Source organism: Xanthomonas sp. NCPPB 3200, assembly GCF_056393585.1.
Genome location: NZ_CM150785.1, coordinates 4,727,522 through 4,741,931, shown reverse-complemented (window position 1 = coordinate 4,741,931; position 14,410 = coordinate 4,727,522). Strand labels below are relative to the sequence as shown.

Sequence of the window (14,410 nt, the reverse complement as noted above, 5' to 3'; positions counted from 1 at the left end):
GTCTCGCTCAGGGAGAAGTGGCGGCAGTGAGGGGGAGTTCGAACGGGCCGGCCGGCAGGCCGCTGCGGTCGTACAAGGTGCATACCGGGCTGTCGGCCCAGCAGTAGCGCACGCGCGTGACGGCCAGGCCAGTGGGAACGCGCAGGCTGATGGCGTGGTCGTGCAAGCTGGCAACGGCATAGCGGCAGCTGTTGGACGCGGCGCCGCACAGCTCGAAGCCGATCGGCGCATCGGCGCCATAGCTGAGCAAGGCGGTGTCCACCTCGTCGAAGGCGATGCGCACGCTGTCGCCTTCGCGTTGCGCGCTGCGCGGCACCGGGCCGGAGGGCGCAAGCGCCTCGCCGTACACCACTTGCCGCGCCACACGCGCCAGGCGCCGGCCCAGTTCCTGCTTGTTGGCCGGATGGATGTCGTAGCGGTCGCCGATGTCGATTGCCACCGCCAGGCCCGCATGCGCATCGTTGGCGACGAAGCGGCGCTGCGCCTCGCGCAGCTGCGCCCAGCCGCTGTCGACCGGCTGGGTGGGCGGCGCGCCATAGTTGGCCAGTTGCACGATCAGCAGCGGCAACTGCGCACCGAAGCGCTGCCGCCAATCGCGTTGCCATGCAGCGAGCAAGGCCGGGTAATGCACCGCATCGCCGGCATTGGATTCGCCCTGGTACCACAGCACGCCACGCAGGCCGAGCTGGCCAAGCGGGGCGATCATGCCGTTGTACAAGGTGGTCAGCCCGGCCGCCGACGACCATGGTGCGCGCGGTGGCGAGCCCAGTTGCGGCGGCACGATGCGGTATTGCCAGGGCGCATCCAGCGGCAGCGTGCTGCCATCGGCAAACTGCAGCGCACGTGATTGCGCATCGCCCAGCAGCCCACCGCGCCGATAGGTGTTGAGCACATTGAGCACGATGCTGTTGCGCCCGGCATGCAGGCGCCCGCGCGGTACGCTGTAGCGACGCGGCTGGTCGGCGCCGTAACTGCTGCCCACGCCGTGCCCGTTGACCCAGGTCTGGTCCAGCTCGTCCACCGGCCCGAGCAACAAGCTGGCGTCCTGCGCGGCCTGCGCCGGCGTCAGCTCCACGCTGGTGCGGTACCAGACCATGCCGTTGAAGCCGACCAACTGCGGCACGCCCCAGTCGTCCCACGCGCCCAATGCCGCCGGTGCGGTTTGCCAGGCGCCGGGCGCATCCGCCTGCCAGGGCTCGCCTTCGCCGTGCGCATGCCACCAGGCCTCCCACAGCGCGCCCCAATGCGGTGCGGCATCCACCGGGTCGCGTGCGTAACGCGCCAGCACATCCAGCGCCGGGCCATCGTCGCCGGCAGCGCGCAGTGCCTTCTCGCCGATCCAGGCCTGCAGTTGCGAGCCGCCCCAGGAGGCGTTGATCAGGCCCATCGGCACATCGACGGTCTTCTGCAGCTCACGCGCGAAGTAATAGCAGGCCGCAGAAAACTCCTTCACCGTCTCCGGCGTGGTGAGCTGCCATGCCGCAGCGCCACCGAAGCGGCGCTGCGGCGTCGGGCTGGACTGCGCCGGCACCTTGAACATGCGGATGCGCGGGTTGTCGGCATCGGCGATCTCGCTGCGTGAATCCAGGGTGCGATGCACCTGCAATTCCATGTTGGATTGGCCCGAGCACAGCCACACATCGCCGATCAGCACGTCGTTGACCTGCTGCGTCACGCCCGTGCTGGTGCGTGCGCTCAAGCTGTACGGGCCACCCGCGGCGTGCGCGGGCAGGCGTGCTTCCCAGTGGCCTTGCCGATCCGCGCGTGCCTGCACCTGTTGCGCATCCAGTTGCACGCTCACGCGCGCGCCAGGGGGTGCATCGCCCCACACCCGGATCGGCGCATCGCGCTGCAACACCACATGCTCCTGAAACAGCGCATGCAGCAGCGGCGCGTCGGCCGCCTGCGCCAGGCGCGGCAGCAGTGCTGCGCAGAGCGTTGCCATGATGACGGTCGAGAGGCGCGCGCTCATTTCGGATTCCCCGGTGCATATGGAAACTTCAAAGCCTGGTAATACGCCAACGGATGCGCCGGCGGCGCCGTGCCGGCTGGCAACGGCCGCCCGGACACGCGCTGGAAGTAGGCGATGCTGGCATCGCGCCACCACTGCGCTTCGTCCTGCTGGATCGCCAGGAAACTGGCCACCTGCCGGTAACGCGGCGGATCGATCCTGCCGGCCAGGCCCTGCCAGATCGCGCGCATTGCGCGCACCTCGTCCACGCCGTGGTCGTAACGCCATACCAGTTCGTCCCACAGCGGCCGTCCGGAGGCCATGCGGTGATCCCAGGGCACATGGTGGAACCACAGCAGGTAATGCTCCGGCACGTGCTGCACATCGCCGAACACGCGCGCCACCGGCCTGGCGTATTGCGCCACCGCATTGCTGCCGCTGGCGCTACGATCAAAGCCGATCCCGTTACGGTCGGCGCGGTGGTAGTAGACCGGGTCCCAGTCCGGGCGCTCGCTGCCCGCATCCCACGGTGCCGGGCCGTAGTGATGGCCGCGCCCCATCAGGTGATGCAGGCCGAGCGGGGTCATGTAGTCCACCACTGCCTCGCGCGAGCGCAGCATCATGTCGACCACGGGCGTCACCACGTCAGCATCGTTGGAGAAGGTCATGCGCGCCCACTCCTGCGCGATCGCCTGCGGCGACAACTGCGGGTTCCACGCCAGCCGCCCGTACGCATACCAGTTGGCCTGATCGAAGATCGAGCCGCTCCAGTTGCGGTCCGCACCGATGTTGGCCACACCGGCAATGCCGGTCAGGCGCGTGCGTTTGGCATCGTTGAAGAGCGTGCCATCCACGGTTCTGGCAACGGTCGAGCCTTTGCCGCGTGCATAGGTGTCGGCCTGCAGGGTCTCGGCAAACAGCGTGCCCAGATAGGCCAGATGGGTGGAAAAGCCCAGATACTCCTTGGTGATCTGGAACTCTGGCATCAACGGCGTCTTGCGCATCGCACCGAACAGCGGATGGAACGGCTCGCGCGGCTGGAAGTCGATCGCCCCGTTCTTGACCTGCACAATCACGTTGTCGCGGAACTGGCCATCCAGCGGCAGGAACTCGCTGTACGCCTGCTTGGCGCGATCGTCCGGTTGCTCGTGCGAATAGACGAATGCGCGCCACATCACCACCCCGCCGTGCGGCGCCAGCGCGTCGGCCAGCAGATTGGCGCCATCGGCATGGCTGCGCCCGTAATCCTGCGGGCCGGGCTGGCCTTCGGAGTTGGCCTTGACCAGGAAACCGCCGAAGTCCGGAATGCGTGCGTAGATCTGCTCGGCGGTGTCGCGCCACCACTGGCGCACCTGCGGATCCAGCGGGTCGGCGGTCGTCAAACCGCCGATCTCGATCGGCGCGCTGAAGCGCGCGCTGAGAAACACGCGAATGCCGTAAGGGCGAAACACCTTGGCCAGTGCCGCCGCCTTGTCCAGATACTGCGGCGTCAGGCTCCAGGCCTTGGCGTTGACGTTGTTGAGCACGCTGCCGTTGATGCCCAGCGATGCATTGGCGCGCGCGTAGTCGGTGTAGCGTGGATCCAGGTAACCCGGCAGGGTCTGCCAGTTCCATAACGAGGCGCCGGCGTAGCCGCGCTCGACCACCCCGTCCAGGTTGTCCCAGTGGTTGAGCATGCGCAGCTGCAAGCGCGGCGATTCGCGCAGGTCCAGCGCGGCCAGCGACTGGCCGGTCTGCAACAGGCGCAGGAAGTGGAATGCCCCATACAGCGCGCCGACATCGCTGCCGCCGACGATGGCGATGGTGCGATGCCCGTCCACGCTGACACTGCGGATCAGGTAGCCCTCGCGGCCCAGGCCGGTGGTCTGCAGCTGCAATGCCGCGATCCGCGGCGCAGCCGCCGCGCCCAGCAAGATCGCGCCATCGCGCGTGACCGTGGCGGATGACTGCGGCGTAGCACCAAGCAGGCCCGACAGTCCCCGCTGCAATTCCTCACGTGCAGCCTGCAACGTGGGCGAGTCGCCGGCGACGATCAATTCACTTGCGCTGCCACGCAACTGCGCCGCGTTGGCCAGCGGGTGGTAGCGCAACCATAAATCGTAGCCATCCTCGGCCCGCGCGCCGGCACTGGCCAGCATCAATCCGCACAGCAACGTCAGCGCCAGCCACCACGGCTGCGTCAACGCAGCGCAATACGCGCCGCAGCGCCGCGTTGCACGCGCGCTCATGCGGCATGCTCCAGCGACATCACCGCACGCCGCGGCGTATCGCCGCTCTGCCTGCTTCCCGGTACCATGCGTCGCATCGTCATGCACGCAGTCGGCGCTTGCGTTACTGCAGCGGGTTGTGTGCATCGTGCAGGTTCGCCACCCACTTGAAGAGGCCACGCTTGGAGAAGGTCAGGAAATCGGTCCGCCGCACCAGCCGCGCGACCACCATCGACGAGGTGGCGGCGCTGGCGAAGGTCTCGCCGATGACGGTCTCGCGCGTGGTCAACAACAACGGCAGCGTGCGCGATGCCACCCGTGCACGCGTGCTGCGCGCGGTCGACAAGCTGGGCTACACGCCCAACCTGGCGGCCAGTGCCCTGGCCGCCGCGCAGAGCACGCGCATTGCGTTGATCTACAGCGATCCCAGCGGCGCCTACCTGCGTGAGTTGCTGCTGGGCGTGTTGCGGGTTGCCTCGCGCACGCCGATCCAGCTGGTGATCGATTGCTGGGACGACCTGGATGCCGACGCCGAACGCCGTGCCGCGCGCAAGCTCGCCAAGGGCGTGGCCGGGGTGATCCTGCCGCCGCCGTTGTGCGAATCCAAGGCCGCGGTACTGGAACTGGTACGCGCCAAGGTGCCGGTGGTGGCGATCGCCTCCAACCATTTCAGCCCGGATGTGGCCTGCGTGCGCATCGACGAATTCGCCGCCGCCAAGGAAATCACCGAGCATCTGATCGCGCAGGGCCACACGCGTATCGGTTACATCGCCGGGCATCCCAACCTGTCTGCCAGCACGCGTCGCTTCGAGGGGTTCCAGGCCGCGCTGGCCGATGCGGGCCTGCGGCTGGACCGGCATCTGGTGCAACCGGGCGACTACACCTACAAATCCGGCCTGGTCGCTGCGGAAAAACTGCTGGCGCGCAAACGCCGCCCCAGCGCCATCTTCGCCAGCAACGACGATATGGCCGCCGCCGCGATCTCGGTTGCGCATCGACGCGGGCTGGATGTGCCGCGCGATCTGTCGGTGGTCGGCTTCGACGACACCTCCGCCGCCACTGCGGTATGGCCCGAACTCACCACCGTGCAGCAGCCCATCGCCGCCATGGCCGACGCTGCGCTGGACATCCTGTTGAAGACGATTCGCGCCAAGGAGCGCACGGCGAAGATGGTCGATCATGTGGTCGCGCACCTGCTGGTCAAGCGGGATTCGGTGGCCGCACCGGCGGTGCCGGATGCAACGGAACAGCCATGACGCTGCACGCGGTTCTGCGCGCAGGCCGCCGGTGGTCGCCTGCGCGTGCAGGCGACCACCGGCACGACATCAACGCGTCAGATACTGGTTGATCAGGTTCTCGTAGGCTTCCTGACGGCCGCTGAGCTGCTTGGGTTCGTTGCCGGCGGCGTACTTGGCCAGATCCACCAGCGTGCTGCTGCCGTTGGCGAAGTCCGCGCCCGCACCGCTGTCGAAGCTGGCGTAGCGCTCGGCGCGCCACTGCTCCAGCGGCGAGGAGGTCAGCAGCGCATTGGCCACTTCCAGCCCGCGTGCGAACGCGTCCATGCCGCCGATATGCGCCAGGAACAGATCCTGCGGGTCGGACGACTCGCGGCGCACCTTGGCATCGAAGTTCAAGCCGCCCGGTGCCAGCCCGCCCTGGCGCAGCACCACCAGCATCGCGCCGACGGTGTCGTACAGGTCGGTCGGGAACTGGTCGGTATCCCAGCCGTTCTGCGGGTTGCCGCGGTTGGCATCGATGCTGCCGAGCAGGCGGGCATCGGATGCCACCTGCAGGTCGTGCTCGAAGCTGTGGCCCGACAGCGTGGCGTGGTTGGCCTCGATGTTGAGCTTGAAGTCCTGGTCCAGGCCGTGCTGACGCAGGAAGCCGATCACCGTGGCGCTGTCGAAGTCGTACTGGTGCTTCATCGGCTCCATCGGCTTGGGCTCGATCAGGAAGTTGCCAGTGAAGCCAATCGCGCGGCCGTAGTCGCGTGCCAGGGTCAAGAAGCGCGCCATGTTGTCCTGCTCGCGCTTCATCTGGGTGTTGTGCAGGCAGGCATAGCCTTCGCGGCCGCCCCAGAACACGTAGTTCTCGCCGCCCAGCTCGACGGTGGCATCGATCGCGGCCTTGACCTGCACCGCCGCACGCGCGACGACATTGAAGTCCGGATTGGTCGACGCACCATTCATGTAGCGCGGGTGCGAGAACAGGTTGGCGGTGCCCCACAACAGCTTGACGCCGGTATCGGCCTGGCGCTGCTTGGCGATGCCGACCATGTGCTTGAGGTTGCTCTGGTACTCGCCGATGTCGTCGGCATCGGGCGACAGATCCACGTCGTGGAAGCAGTAGTACGGCACGCCGAGCTTGGTGAAGAACTCGAACGCGGCATCGGCCTTGGCTTCGGCGCGATTCAACGCGGTGTTGCCGATATCCCACGGGTACGCGCGCGTGCCCGGGCCGAACGGATCGGCGCCGTTGCCGCAGAAGCTGTGCCAGTAGGCCACGGCAAAGCGCAGATGCTCGGCCATGGTCTTGTCGCCGACCTGCTTGTTGGCGTCGTAGACCTTGAATGCCAGCGGGTTGTCCGAGTCGCGGCCTTCGAAGCCGATCTTGCCGATACCGGGGAAATATTCCTTGGCGCCGATGTAGACGGTGTTGCTCATGGGGTGGAACTCCTGCAGAGAGGCGAGGGGAGAAGGGAGAGGTGCCACACGCGAGTGACCAGCCACGTAGCGCAGCGATTGCGCATGCAGGCCGTCACCGCCGCCACCGGCGCGCACTCTCAATCAGCGCTGGAGACGGACGCCGGCACAGGGCCTGACCCACGCCGCGCAGAATGTTAGCGCTACCACAATCGCGACCGAAAAAAGCCGCGCGATGGAGCGAAGCTGAAGATGCCATGCCGATCCCGAGTGAAGCGGTCTGCCCGACTTTACCCAGCCCGGCGCCGAAAGGCTTGCTGCGCTGCGAGATGTGCGCTGCCCCGAGCACCTGCGGCACACCTCTAGCGGTGATCGGCTCGCTAGCGCCCCGACACCGCCAAACCAGCGCCGGACACCGCGCCCGCAAGCGGCTGACCGCCCGTTCAGCCGCGTACGCGCGGCGCCGGCCCGCCGCGCGCCGGGCAGCTACAATGGCCGGCTTATGACCGCTGTCCTGCCGCTGCCGCAACCCCTGGCCGACCCCGCGCCGCGCGACCCGCGCCAGCGGTTGCAGCGTGAGCAGCTGCGCCTGGGCAAACGCCTGCAGCGCCAGGTGGGCCAGGCGATTGCCGACTTCGGCATGATCGCCCCCGGCGACAAGGTCATGGTCTGCCTGTCCGGCGGCAAGGACAGCTACACCTTGCTGGACATGCTGCTGCAGTTGCAGCGCAAGGCACCGGTGCCGTTCACCCTGGTGGCGGTCAATCTGGACCAGAAGCAGCCCGACTTCCCCGCGCAGGTGCTGCCCACTTACCTGCGCGGGCTGGACGTACCGTTCGACATCGTCGAGCAGGACACCTATTCGGTGGTCAGCCGGGTGATTCCGGCCGGCAAGACCATGTGTTCGTTGTGCTCGCGGCTGCGGCGCGGCGCGCTGTATGCCTACGCGCAGGCGCATGGCGTGACCAAGATCGCGCTCGGCCACCATCGCGACGACATCGTGGCCACGTTCTTCATGAATCTGTTCCACCACGCCCGGCTCGCGGCGATGGCACCCAAGCTGCGCAGCGACGACGGCGCGCATGTGGTGATCCGCCCGCTGGCCTACGTGCGCGAAGCCGATATCGCCGCCTACGCGCAGGCGCGCCAGTTCCCGATCATTCCGTGCAACCTGTGCGGCAGCCAGGAAAACCTGCAGCGCCAGCAGGTCGGGCGGATGCTGCAGCAGTGGGACCGCGAGCAGCCCGGGCGGGTCGAGCAGATCGCCCGCGCGCTGGGCGATGTGCGGCCCGAGCAACTGGCCGACCGCACCCTGTTCGATTTCCTGGCGCTGGGCCGCAATGGCGATGCAGCACCGCCCGATCCTGATCCCGATTCCAGCGCCTGGCTCGCCGCCGGCGACAGCGCACACGACAGCGACTGACGCGGCCATCGCGGCGCCGGCAGTCTTTCCACCCTCCCCGTTTCTTCCTCCTCTTCGGTCCGACGCATGTTCTTTCGTAATCTCACCCTGTTCCGTTTCCCGACCACGCTGGATTTCTCCGAGATCGACACGCTGCTGCCGCAAGTGCAGCTCAAGCCGGTCGGCCCGCTGGAAATGAGCTCGCGCGGTTTCATCTCCCCGTTCGGCCGCGACGAGCAGGAAGTGCTCTCGCACCGTCTGGAAGATTTCCTCTGGCTCACCGTCGGTGGCGAGGACAAGATCCTGCCCGGCGCGGTGGTCAACGACCTGCTCGAGCGCAAGGTCGCCGAGATCGAAGAGAAGGAAGGCCGTCGCCCCGGTGGCAAGGCCCGCAAGCGCCTCAAGGACGATCTGATCCATGAGCTGCTGCCGCGCGCCTTCGTCAAGAGCTCGCGCACCGATGCCATTCTGGACCTGCAGCACGGCTACATTGCGGTCAACAGCTCCAGCCGCAAGAGCGGCGAGAACGTGATGAGCGAGATCCGCGGCGCACTCGGCAGCTTCCCGGCACTGCCGTTGAATGCCGAGGTCGCACCGCGCGCCATCCTCACCGGCTGGATCGCCGGCGAACCCTTGCCCGAAGGCCTGAGCCTGGGCGAAGAGTGCGAGATGAAGGACCCGATCGAAGGCGGCGCAGTGGTCAAGTGCCAGCACCAGGAACTGCGCGGCGACGAGATCGACAAGCACCTGGAAGCCGGCAAGCAGGTCACCAAGCTGGCGCTGGTGCTGGACGACAATCTGTCGTTCGTGCTCGGCGACGATCTGGTGATCCGCAAGCTCAAGTTCCTCGACGGCGCACTGGACCAGCTCGAACACAGCGAAGACGACGGCGCACGCGCCGAACTCGATGCCCGCTTCGCGCTTATGAGCGCGGAAATCCGGCGCCTGTTCCTGCTGCTGGAAACCGCGTTGAAGCTGAGCAAGGCCGAGTAAGCGCAACGGTCGAGCGGTGGCGTGGTGTCGTCGCGATCGATGCTCGAGTCAAATGCCCGGTGAGTGGAGTGCGCGGTGCCATCACCGCTCGCGGGACACGCCGTGCATCCGTTCGTGGGGGCTCCTTGGCGGCATCCATGCCGCCAAGGGTCCCGCAACCGGCAAGGACACCGCACCAGACAGTTGGCCGGCTGCTTTCTTGAAAGCGTGTCGTCCGGCTGCGCTGCGCCAGGCAATGAAAAGTTTGCAGCTTGCGTGTCGAAAACCTGTCCACCGCTCGGCATGCGAAGGAGGGGAGTGAAAAGCTGGTCGACGCACAGTGATCCGACCGGCGCAGGTCATGCACTGCTTGCAACCACACACCGACCATCTCGACTGGCCCTTGCCCGCTCGCCGTCGCGGGACCTTACGCGACATGGATGCCGCGTAAGAGCCTACAAGGACGTACTTGCGGCGTGTCCCGCGATGGTGGGCGGGCAGGGGCCCTGCAACCAAGTCGCAGATCATCTGCTCTACGATTGAGCTATCTCACGTGCGACTTCTTTAAAAGACCGACTATCTTGACTGGTCCTTGCCCGCCTACCGTCGCGGGACCTTACGCGGCATGGATGCCGCGTAAGAGCCTACACGGACGTACTTGCGGCGTGTCCTGCGATGGTGGGCGGGCAAGGGCCTTGCAGCCAGGCCGCAGATCATCCGCTCTGCAGCTAATCTATCAGCGCTATCCAGGCCCTCGGAGCACGACACCCAAAGCACAGAGACTCGGCCGTGCTGGGCGGGCAATAGCCCTGCAGCCAGGCCGCAGATCTAGCGACGCCGGCTGCGCGCACCTGGCGATGGGCAGCGTCGTTTGCCAGTCCCTCAAAGAAGTCGTGCCAACATCGAATGCATCAATCGCTTTGTCTCACCACCTGACACATCGCAGCGCTATCCTGTGCCCATGTTCAAGCCCGTCCGCCGCCTTATCGCGCCCGCCCCGCAGGTTGTCGAACGCGATTGCCTGCGCCTGCAGCTGGACGGGCGCGAGATCGCGGTGCTGCGGGTGCGCGACCCGCGTGCGCGGCGCATCAAGCTCAGTGTGGACGAACGCGGCGCGCGGCTGACCTTGCCACTGCGCGCAAGCCTGGTGGCCGGCGAACGCTTTCTGCAGGCGCATCTGGACTGGCTGAGCACGCAATTGTCGCGTTATCAGCAGGTCGATGCGTTTCCGGCGCTGGAGCGTGGCGTGCCGGGGTTGCTGCCGTTACGCGGTGCCCTGTTGCCGCTGAGCTGGCACGACGGGCGCTACGCACGCATCGAGGTCACCGATGACGGCGCGCAGTTCCATGTGCCGACCCGCCTGGGCGATGCAGGCCTGCGCCGCACGCTGAAAGAATTCTACGAAGCGCAGGCGCGCGCCGATGTCGGCCGCTGGTTGCCGAGCTATCTGCCCGGCCTGCCGCGCGCCCCGGCGCGGGTGCGGCTGAAGGTGATGTCCTCGCAGTGGGGCTCGCTGGCACCGGATGGCTCGATGGCGCTGGATCTGGCGCTGGTGCTCGGCCGCCCGTCCGCGTTCGAATACGTGCTGGTGCACGAGCTCTGCCACCTGCTGCAGGCTAACCACTCGCCCGCGTTCTGGGCCGAGGTGGAGCAGCGCTTTCCCGCCTGGCGCGACGAGCGCAGCTATTTCCACGAGCACGGCCGCCAGCTCAAGGCGCAACTGCGGCGGTTGTTGCAGGTGGAGTGACGCGGGTCGTCGCGATGCAGTTGCCGTCGCTGTGGCGGCGCTCCTGCAACGATCAAGGCGCAAAGTCGGGGCGCCAATGCGCTTCGGGCTTTCGGAGAGCTGCTGCGCGATGGCGCGGCTAGCAAAGCGACATAGCGGCACGCGGCTGCGCTAGCGCCATTGGTAAGACGCGGCGCGCGCAAGGTGCCGGCAGGCCAGCGGCGACAGCCACGCAAAGCGCCTGGTCAGGGCACACTCGATGGCCGCGATGCCGGCCTGCAGCTCGCGTGCCGATCCCCAATGGTCGGCGTCGCAGGCCACCGACCAGACCTCATCCAGGCGCCGGCGATCGTCCGGATTCAGTTGCGGCGACGCGTGCACCGTCTCCAGGAACGTCCCTGGCAAACTCCACTGCTCGAAGGATTCGATCGCGGCGACAAGCGGGTCTGGATGGCCCATTGCGCTAGCTCAACGGTGCCAGGATGCCGTGCGCCGCTGACGATGCCTGCTGGCACTGAGGTCTGCTGTCGCATGCAAGGCAGCAAGCACGAACGTCAGCGCCATGGCATCGCGCAGGACGCATGCACGCATTCCACGCATCACGTGTGCGGCGGCGGCAACGACGCCAGGAATCCATTGATCACCGCCGCCACCGCGTCCGGCGCTTCCATGTGCACATGATGCGTGCCCGGCAATAGATGCAGGCGTGCATCGCGCATCAGTGCCACGCGGTGATCGCGCAGGGCATCGGGGAAGTACACCTGCGCCGGCGTGGCGAAGATGGCCTGGGTCGGGCAGGCGATGGAGGCCAGCAGCACGTCGATCTGCGCTTCGGTCATGCGGATGGCGGTGGGCAAGGTCAGGCGCGGGTCGCTGCACCAGCTGTAGCCGCCTTCGACCGCGCAGACCCCGCGCTCCACCAGCAGCCGCGCGGCCGGTTCGGTGAGCTGGTTGGCCATCATGCGTGCGCGCACCGGCATCTCCATCGAGGGAAACACCCGCAACGGCCGCTGCGCCAGCGTGCGTGCCGACGCCACCGCATCGCGCAGGCGGGTGGCGGTGCTCTCGACCGGCTCAGCCAGCGCGCCCAAGGCCTCGATCGCGATCAGTGCCTCGACGCGTTCCGGCGCCGCAGCGGCCAGCAGGCTGGCGACGCCGCCGCCCAGCGAGTGGCCGAGCACGCTGAAGCGCTCCCACCCCAGCGCATCGGCTACCTGCAGCAGGATCGCGATCGCGCTGCTGAGCGTGTATTCGGCGCCGGTCGGCAGCCACGCGCTGTGGCCGTGGCCGGGCAGATCCAGCAGCACCAGATCCAGGTCCTGCGCGTGCAGATGCGCGCTCAGCGGCAGGAAGCTGGCGGCATTGTCGAGCCAGCCATGCAGTGCCAGCACCCGGCGCGGGCCACGTTCGGGATTGCGCAGCCCGGTGACCCGGCCGATCGCCAGGTCGCACGCAAACGGCTCCAACCTCACGCGCGTCGCGCCACTGCGGCCAGTGCCTGTGCATGCGCCGGGCTGGCGTTGAGGCAGGGGATGTAGCTGAGCGTGGCGCCGCGTTCGGCCAGCGTTTCGGCAAAGCCCAGCGCCACTTCTTCCAGGGTTTCCAGGCAGTCGGTGGCAAAGCCCGGGCAGACCAGGTCGAAGCTGCGCACGCCGCCTTCGGCCAGTTTCCACAAGGTCGGCTCGGCGTACGGCTGCAGCCAGCGTTCCGAACCGAAGCGCGACTGGTAGCCCATCTGCCATTCGTCCGCGCCCAGGCCGAGCGCGGTGACGATGGCCTGCGCGCTGCGCTCGCATTGCTGCGGATACGGGTCGCCGGCATTGGCCACGCGCTGCGGCAGGCCGTGGAAGGAGAACATCAGCTTCTCGCTGCGCCCATGCGCCTGCCAGTGCGCACGGATCGAATCGGCGATCGCCGCGACCCAGCCGGCGTCTTCGCAATAGTCCTGGATCACCTCGACCGCGATTTCCGGCGCGCTCGGGCGCCAGGCATCGATCACGTCCTGGATCGAGGCGGTGGTGGTGGTGGAATACTGCGGATACAGCGGCAGCACCACGATGCGCCTGATGCCGCGCGCGCGCAGGCCATCCAGCGTCTTGCGCAGCGCCGGGGCGCCATAGCGCATGGCCCACTCCACGTGCCAGTCCGGCATGACCTCTTTCAGGCCCTCGGCCAGGCGGCGCGTGTACACCGCCAGCGGCGAGCCGTCCGGCAGCCAGACCTTGGCGTATTTCTCGGCCGACTTGGGCCCGCGGATCGGCAGGATCACCCCGTACAGCAGCGGCTTCCAGAACAGCGGCGGGATCGCGACCACGCGGCGGTCGCTGAGGAACTCGGCCAGGTAGCGGCGCACGGCCGGGGCGGTGGGCGACTCGGGGGTGCCGAGATTGACGACCAGCAGGGCGGTATCGGGGGTGGTGTTCATGCGCACCATTCTGGCAGAGCGCAGCAGCGCTGCCGAGGACAGCGCATCGATCGCCGCCATTGACCGCCTCTGCCGCCTGGCTGCGCTCACCACCGATTCATTGCGCCACCACTAACGTCGCGCCATTGCTATCTTTGACGGATTGTCCTTTGGAGCTTGTCATGCCTCGTCTGTCGCGCCTGGCCCTGTTGTTGTCGCTGACCTTCGCCGCCGGCCATGCCGTCGCCGGCCCGGAAGAGGACCAGCGCGCGCGTAACGCGGTGCGCGTGCTCAACGAGATCATGAAGATCCCCGAGCAGGCGATCCCGGACAAGCTGCTCGACGAGGCGCGCGCCATCGTGGTCATCCCCGACACGCTCAAGGCCGGGCTGGTGATCGGCGGCCGGCGCGGGCACGGCCTGATGTCGATGAAGAATGCCGATGGCAGCTGGTCGCAGCCGGTGTTCGTCAAGCTCACCGGCGGCAGCATCGGCTTCCAGGCCGGCGTGCAGTCCTCCGACGTGGTGCTGGTGTTCCGCAACGACCGCAGCCTGGACAACATCGTCAACGGCAAGTTCACCCTCGGTGCCGATGCCGGCGTGGCCGCCGGCCCGGTCGGCCGCAATGCCGCCGCCGCCACCGACGGCCAGCTCAAGGCCGAAATCTGGTCGTGGTCGCGTGCCCGTGGCCTGTTCGCCGGCGTGGCGCTGGACGGTGCGGTGCTGCAGATCGACGATGCCGCTGACCTCAACGCCTACGGTGGTGGCGCCACCCCGCGCATGATCTTCGAAGGCCGCACCAACGAGCGTGCCTCCACCGACGTGATCGCCTTCCGCGACCGCCTGGAAGAGGCGACCTACACCGCGCGCGCCAATCGCGGTACCGATGGCAGCGCCGACGACGGGGCCAGCGCGCCGCGTCCGGCAACGCCGCCGCCGGCACAGGCGACCACCACGCCGCCGCCAGCGGTGAACGAGGCCAGCACCGTGCCGATGCAGCCCAGTACGACGCCACCGCCGCAGCAGGGCTTCCAGCCGGTGTCCGATGGCGAAATCCGTACCGAATCGCTGGACGGCAACCGCTGACAGGCTGTCATCCCCCTGCGC

12 protein-coding genes are annotated in these 14,410 nt (G+C 67.6%); 5 read left to right on the top strand and 7 right to left on the bottom strand.

The window, feature by feature from the left end; all coding sequences use genetic code 11:
• Positions 1-7 precede the first annotated feature (7 nt).
• The 3 genes from AC06DU_RS20480 to AC06DU_RS20470 all read right to left on the bottom strand — a co-directional run bounded on the left by AC06DU_RS20480 (position 8) and on the right by AC06DU_RS20470 (position 4,447).
• Positions 8-1,972 (bottom strand): sialate O-acetylesterase, encoded by a 1,965-nt coding sequence (locus tag AC06DU_RS20480; protein WP_478203105.1) that lies wholly within the window; start codon positions 1,970-1,972, stop codon positions 8-10.
• Positions 1,969-4,179: an alpha-glucuronidase family glycosyl hydrolase gene (locus AC06DU_RS20475; protein WP_478203104.1), complete on the bottom strand. Its 2,211-nt coding sequence runs from the start codon at positions 4,177-4,179 to the stop codon at positions 1,969-1,971. Before AC06DU_RS20475 ends, AC06DU_RS20480 begins: the two co-directional genes overlap by 4 nt.
• A gap of 103 nt (positions 4,180-4,282) precedes the next feature.
• Positions 4,283-4,447 (bottom strand): hypothetical protein, encoded by a 165-nt coding sequence (locus AC06DU_RS20470; RefSeq protein WP_016903660.1) that lies wholly within the window; start codon positions 4,445-4,447, stop codon positions 4,283-4,285.
• Between AC06DU_RS20470 and AC06DU_RS20465 the strand changes: the two genes are divergently transcribed.
• The gene (locus AC06DU_RS20465; protein ID WP_311736861.1) at positions 4,398-5,414 is read left to right on the top strand and encodes a LacI family DNA-binding transcriptional regulator; all 1,017 of its coding nucleotides are present in this window, start codon (positions 4,398-4,400) and stop codon (positions 5,412-5,414) included. The genes AC06DU_RS20470 and AC06DU_RS20465 overlap by 50 nt on opposite strands.
• Positions 5,415-5,483: 69 nt before the next feature.
• Here the strand turns inward: AC06DU_RS20465 and xylA are convergent, their stop codons facing one another.
• Positions 5,484-6,821, bottom strand: a complete 1,338-nt coding sequence (xylA, locus tag AC06DU_RS20460) for a xylose isomerase (RefSeq protein ID WP_478203103.1) — start codon at positions 6,819-6,821, stop codon at positions 5,484-5,486.
• Between the two features lie 481 nt (positions 6,822-7,302).
• Between xylA and ttcA the strand changes: the two genes are divergently transcribed.
• The 3 genes from ttcA to AC06DU_RS20445 all read left to right on the top strand — a co-directional run bounded on the left by ttcA (position 7,303) and on the right by AC06DU_RS20445 (position 10,921).
• On the top strand, positions 7,303-8,223 hold the full coding sequence (gene ttcA, locus AC06DU_RS20455; protein ID WP_104593355.1) for a tRNA 2-thiocytidine(32) synthetase TtcA: 921 nt from the start codon (positions 7,303-7,305) through the stop codon (positions 8,221-8,223).
• Between the two features lie 66 nt (positions 8,224-8,289).
• Entirely contained in the window at positions 8,290-9,195 is a 906-nt protein-coding gene (locus tag AC06DU_RS20450; protein WP_007974628.1) for a recombination-associated protein RdgC, read from the top strand.
• Positions 9,196-10,135: 940 nt separating this feature from the next.
• Complete coding sequence (locus AC06DU_RS20445) at positions 10,136-10,921, top strand: YgjP family zinc-dependent metalloprotease (RefSeq protein WP_039513591.1); 786 nt, start codon at positions 10,136-10,138, stop codon at positions 10,919-10,921.
• A gap of 150 nt (positions 10,922-11,071) precedes the next feature.
• Here the strand turns inward: AC06DU_RS20445 and AC06DU_RS20440 are convergent, their stop codons facing one another.
• From AC06DU_RS20440 to hemH, 3 genes are all read right to left on the bottom strand, one after another.
• Complete coding sequence (locus tag AC06DU_RS20440) at positions 11,072-11,359, bottom strand: hypothetical protein (RefSeq protein WP_104569517.1); 288 nt, start codon at positions 11,357-11,359, stop codon at positions 11,072-11,074.
• 140 nt (positions 11,360-11,499) lie between these two features.
• Positions 11,500-12,366 (bottom strand): alpha/beta fold hydrolase, encoded by an 867-nt coding sequence (locus AC06DU_RS20435; protein WP_478204465.1) that lies wholly within the window; start codon positions 12,364-12,366, stop codon positions 11,500-11,502.
• Positions 12,367-12,368: 2 nt separating this feature from the next.
• Positions 12,369-13,334: a ferrochelatase gene (gene hemH / locus AC06DU_RS20430; RefSeq protein ID WP_039521260.1), complete on the bottom strand. Its 966-nt coding sequence runs from the start codon at positions 13,332-13,334 to the stop codon at positions 12,369-12,371.
• Between the two features lie 152 nt (positions 13,335-13,486).
• Here hemH and AC06DU_RS20425 point away from each other — a divergent pair, with 152 nt between their 5' ends.
• On the top strand, positions 13,487-14,389 hold the full coding sequence (locus tag AC06DU_RS20425) for a lipid-binding SYLF domain-containing protein (RefSeq protein ID WP_016904257.1): 903 nt from the start codon (positions 13,487-13,489) through the stop codon (positions 14,387-14,389).
• The last annotated feature ends 21 nt before the right edge of the window (positions 14,390-14,410 follow it).

What these genes read in the sequence shown, in the direction of transcription:
- AC06DU_RS20480 (WP_478203105.1), bottom strand. Translation starts at nt 1,972, where the DNA reads ATGAGCGCGCGCCTCTCGACCGTCATCATGGCAACGCTCTGCGCAGCA.
- AC06DU_RS20475 (WP_478203104.1), bottom strand. Translation starts at nt 4,179, where the DNA reads ATGAGCGCGCGTGCAACGCGGCGCTGCGGCGCGTATTGCGCTGCGTTG.
- xylA (WP_478203103.1), bottom strand. Translation starts at nt 6,821, where the DNA reads ATGAGCAACACCGTCTACATCGGCGCCAAGGAATATTTCCCCGGTATC.
- ttcA (WP_104593355.1), top strand. Translation starts at nt 7,303, where the DNA reads ATGACCGCTGTCCTGCCGCTGCCGCAACCCCTGGCCGACCCCGCGCCG.
- AC06DU_RS20450 (WP_007974628.1), top strand. Translation starts at nt 8,290, where the DNA reads ATGTTCTTTCGTAATCTCACCCTGTTCCGTTTCCCGACCACGCTGGAT.
- AC06DU_RS20445 (WP_039513591.1), top strand. Translation starts at nt 10,136, where the DNA reads ATGTTCAAGCCCGTCCGCCGCCTTATCGCGCCCGCCCCGCAGGTTGTC.
- AC06DU_RS20440 (WP_104569517.1), bottom strand. Translation starts at nt 11,359, where the DNA reads ATGGGCCATCCAGACCCGCTTGTCGCCGCGATCGAATCCTTCGAGCAG.
- hemH (WP_039521260.1), bottom strand. Translation starts at nt 13,334, where the DNA reads ATGGTGCGCATGAACACCACCCCCGATACCGCCCTGCTGGTCGTCAAT.
- AC06DU_RS20425 (WP_016904257.1), top strand. Translation starts at nt 13,487, where the DNA reads ATGCCTCGTCTGTCGCGCCTGGCCCTGTTGTTGTCGCTGACCTTCGCC.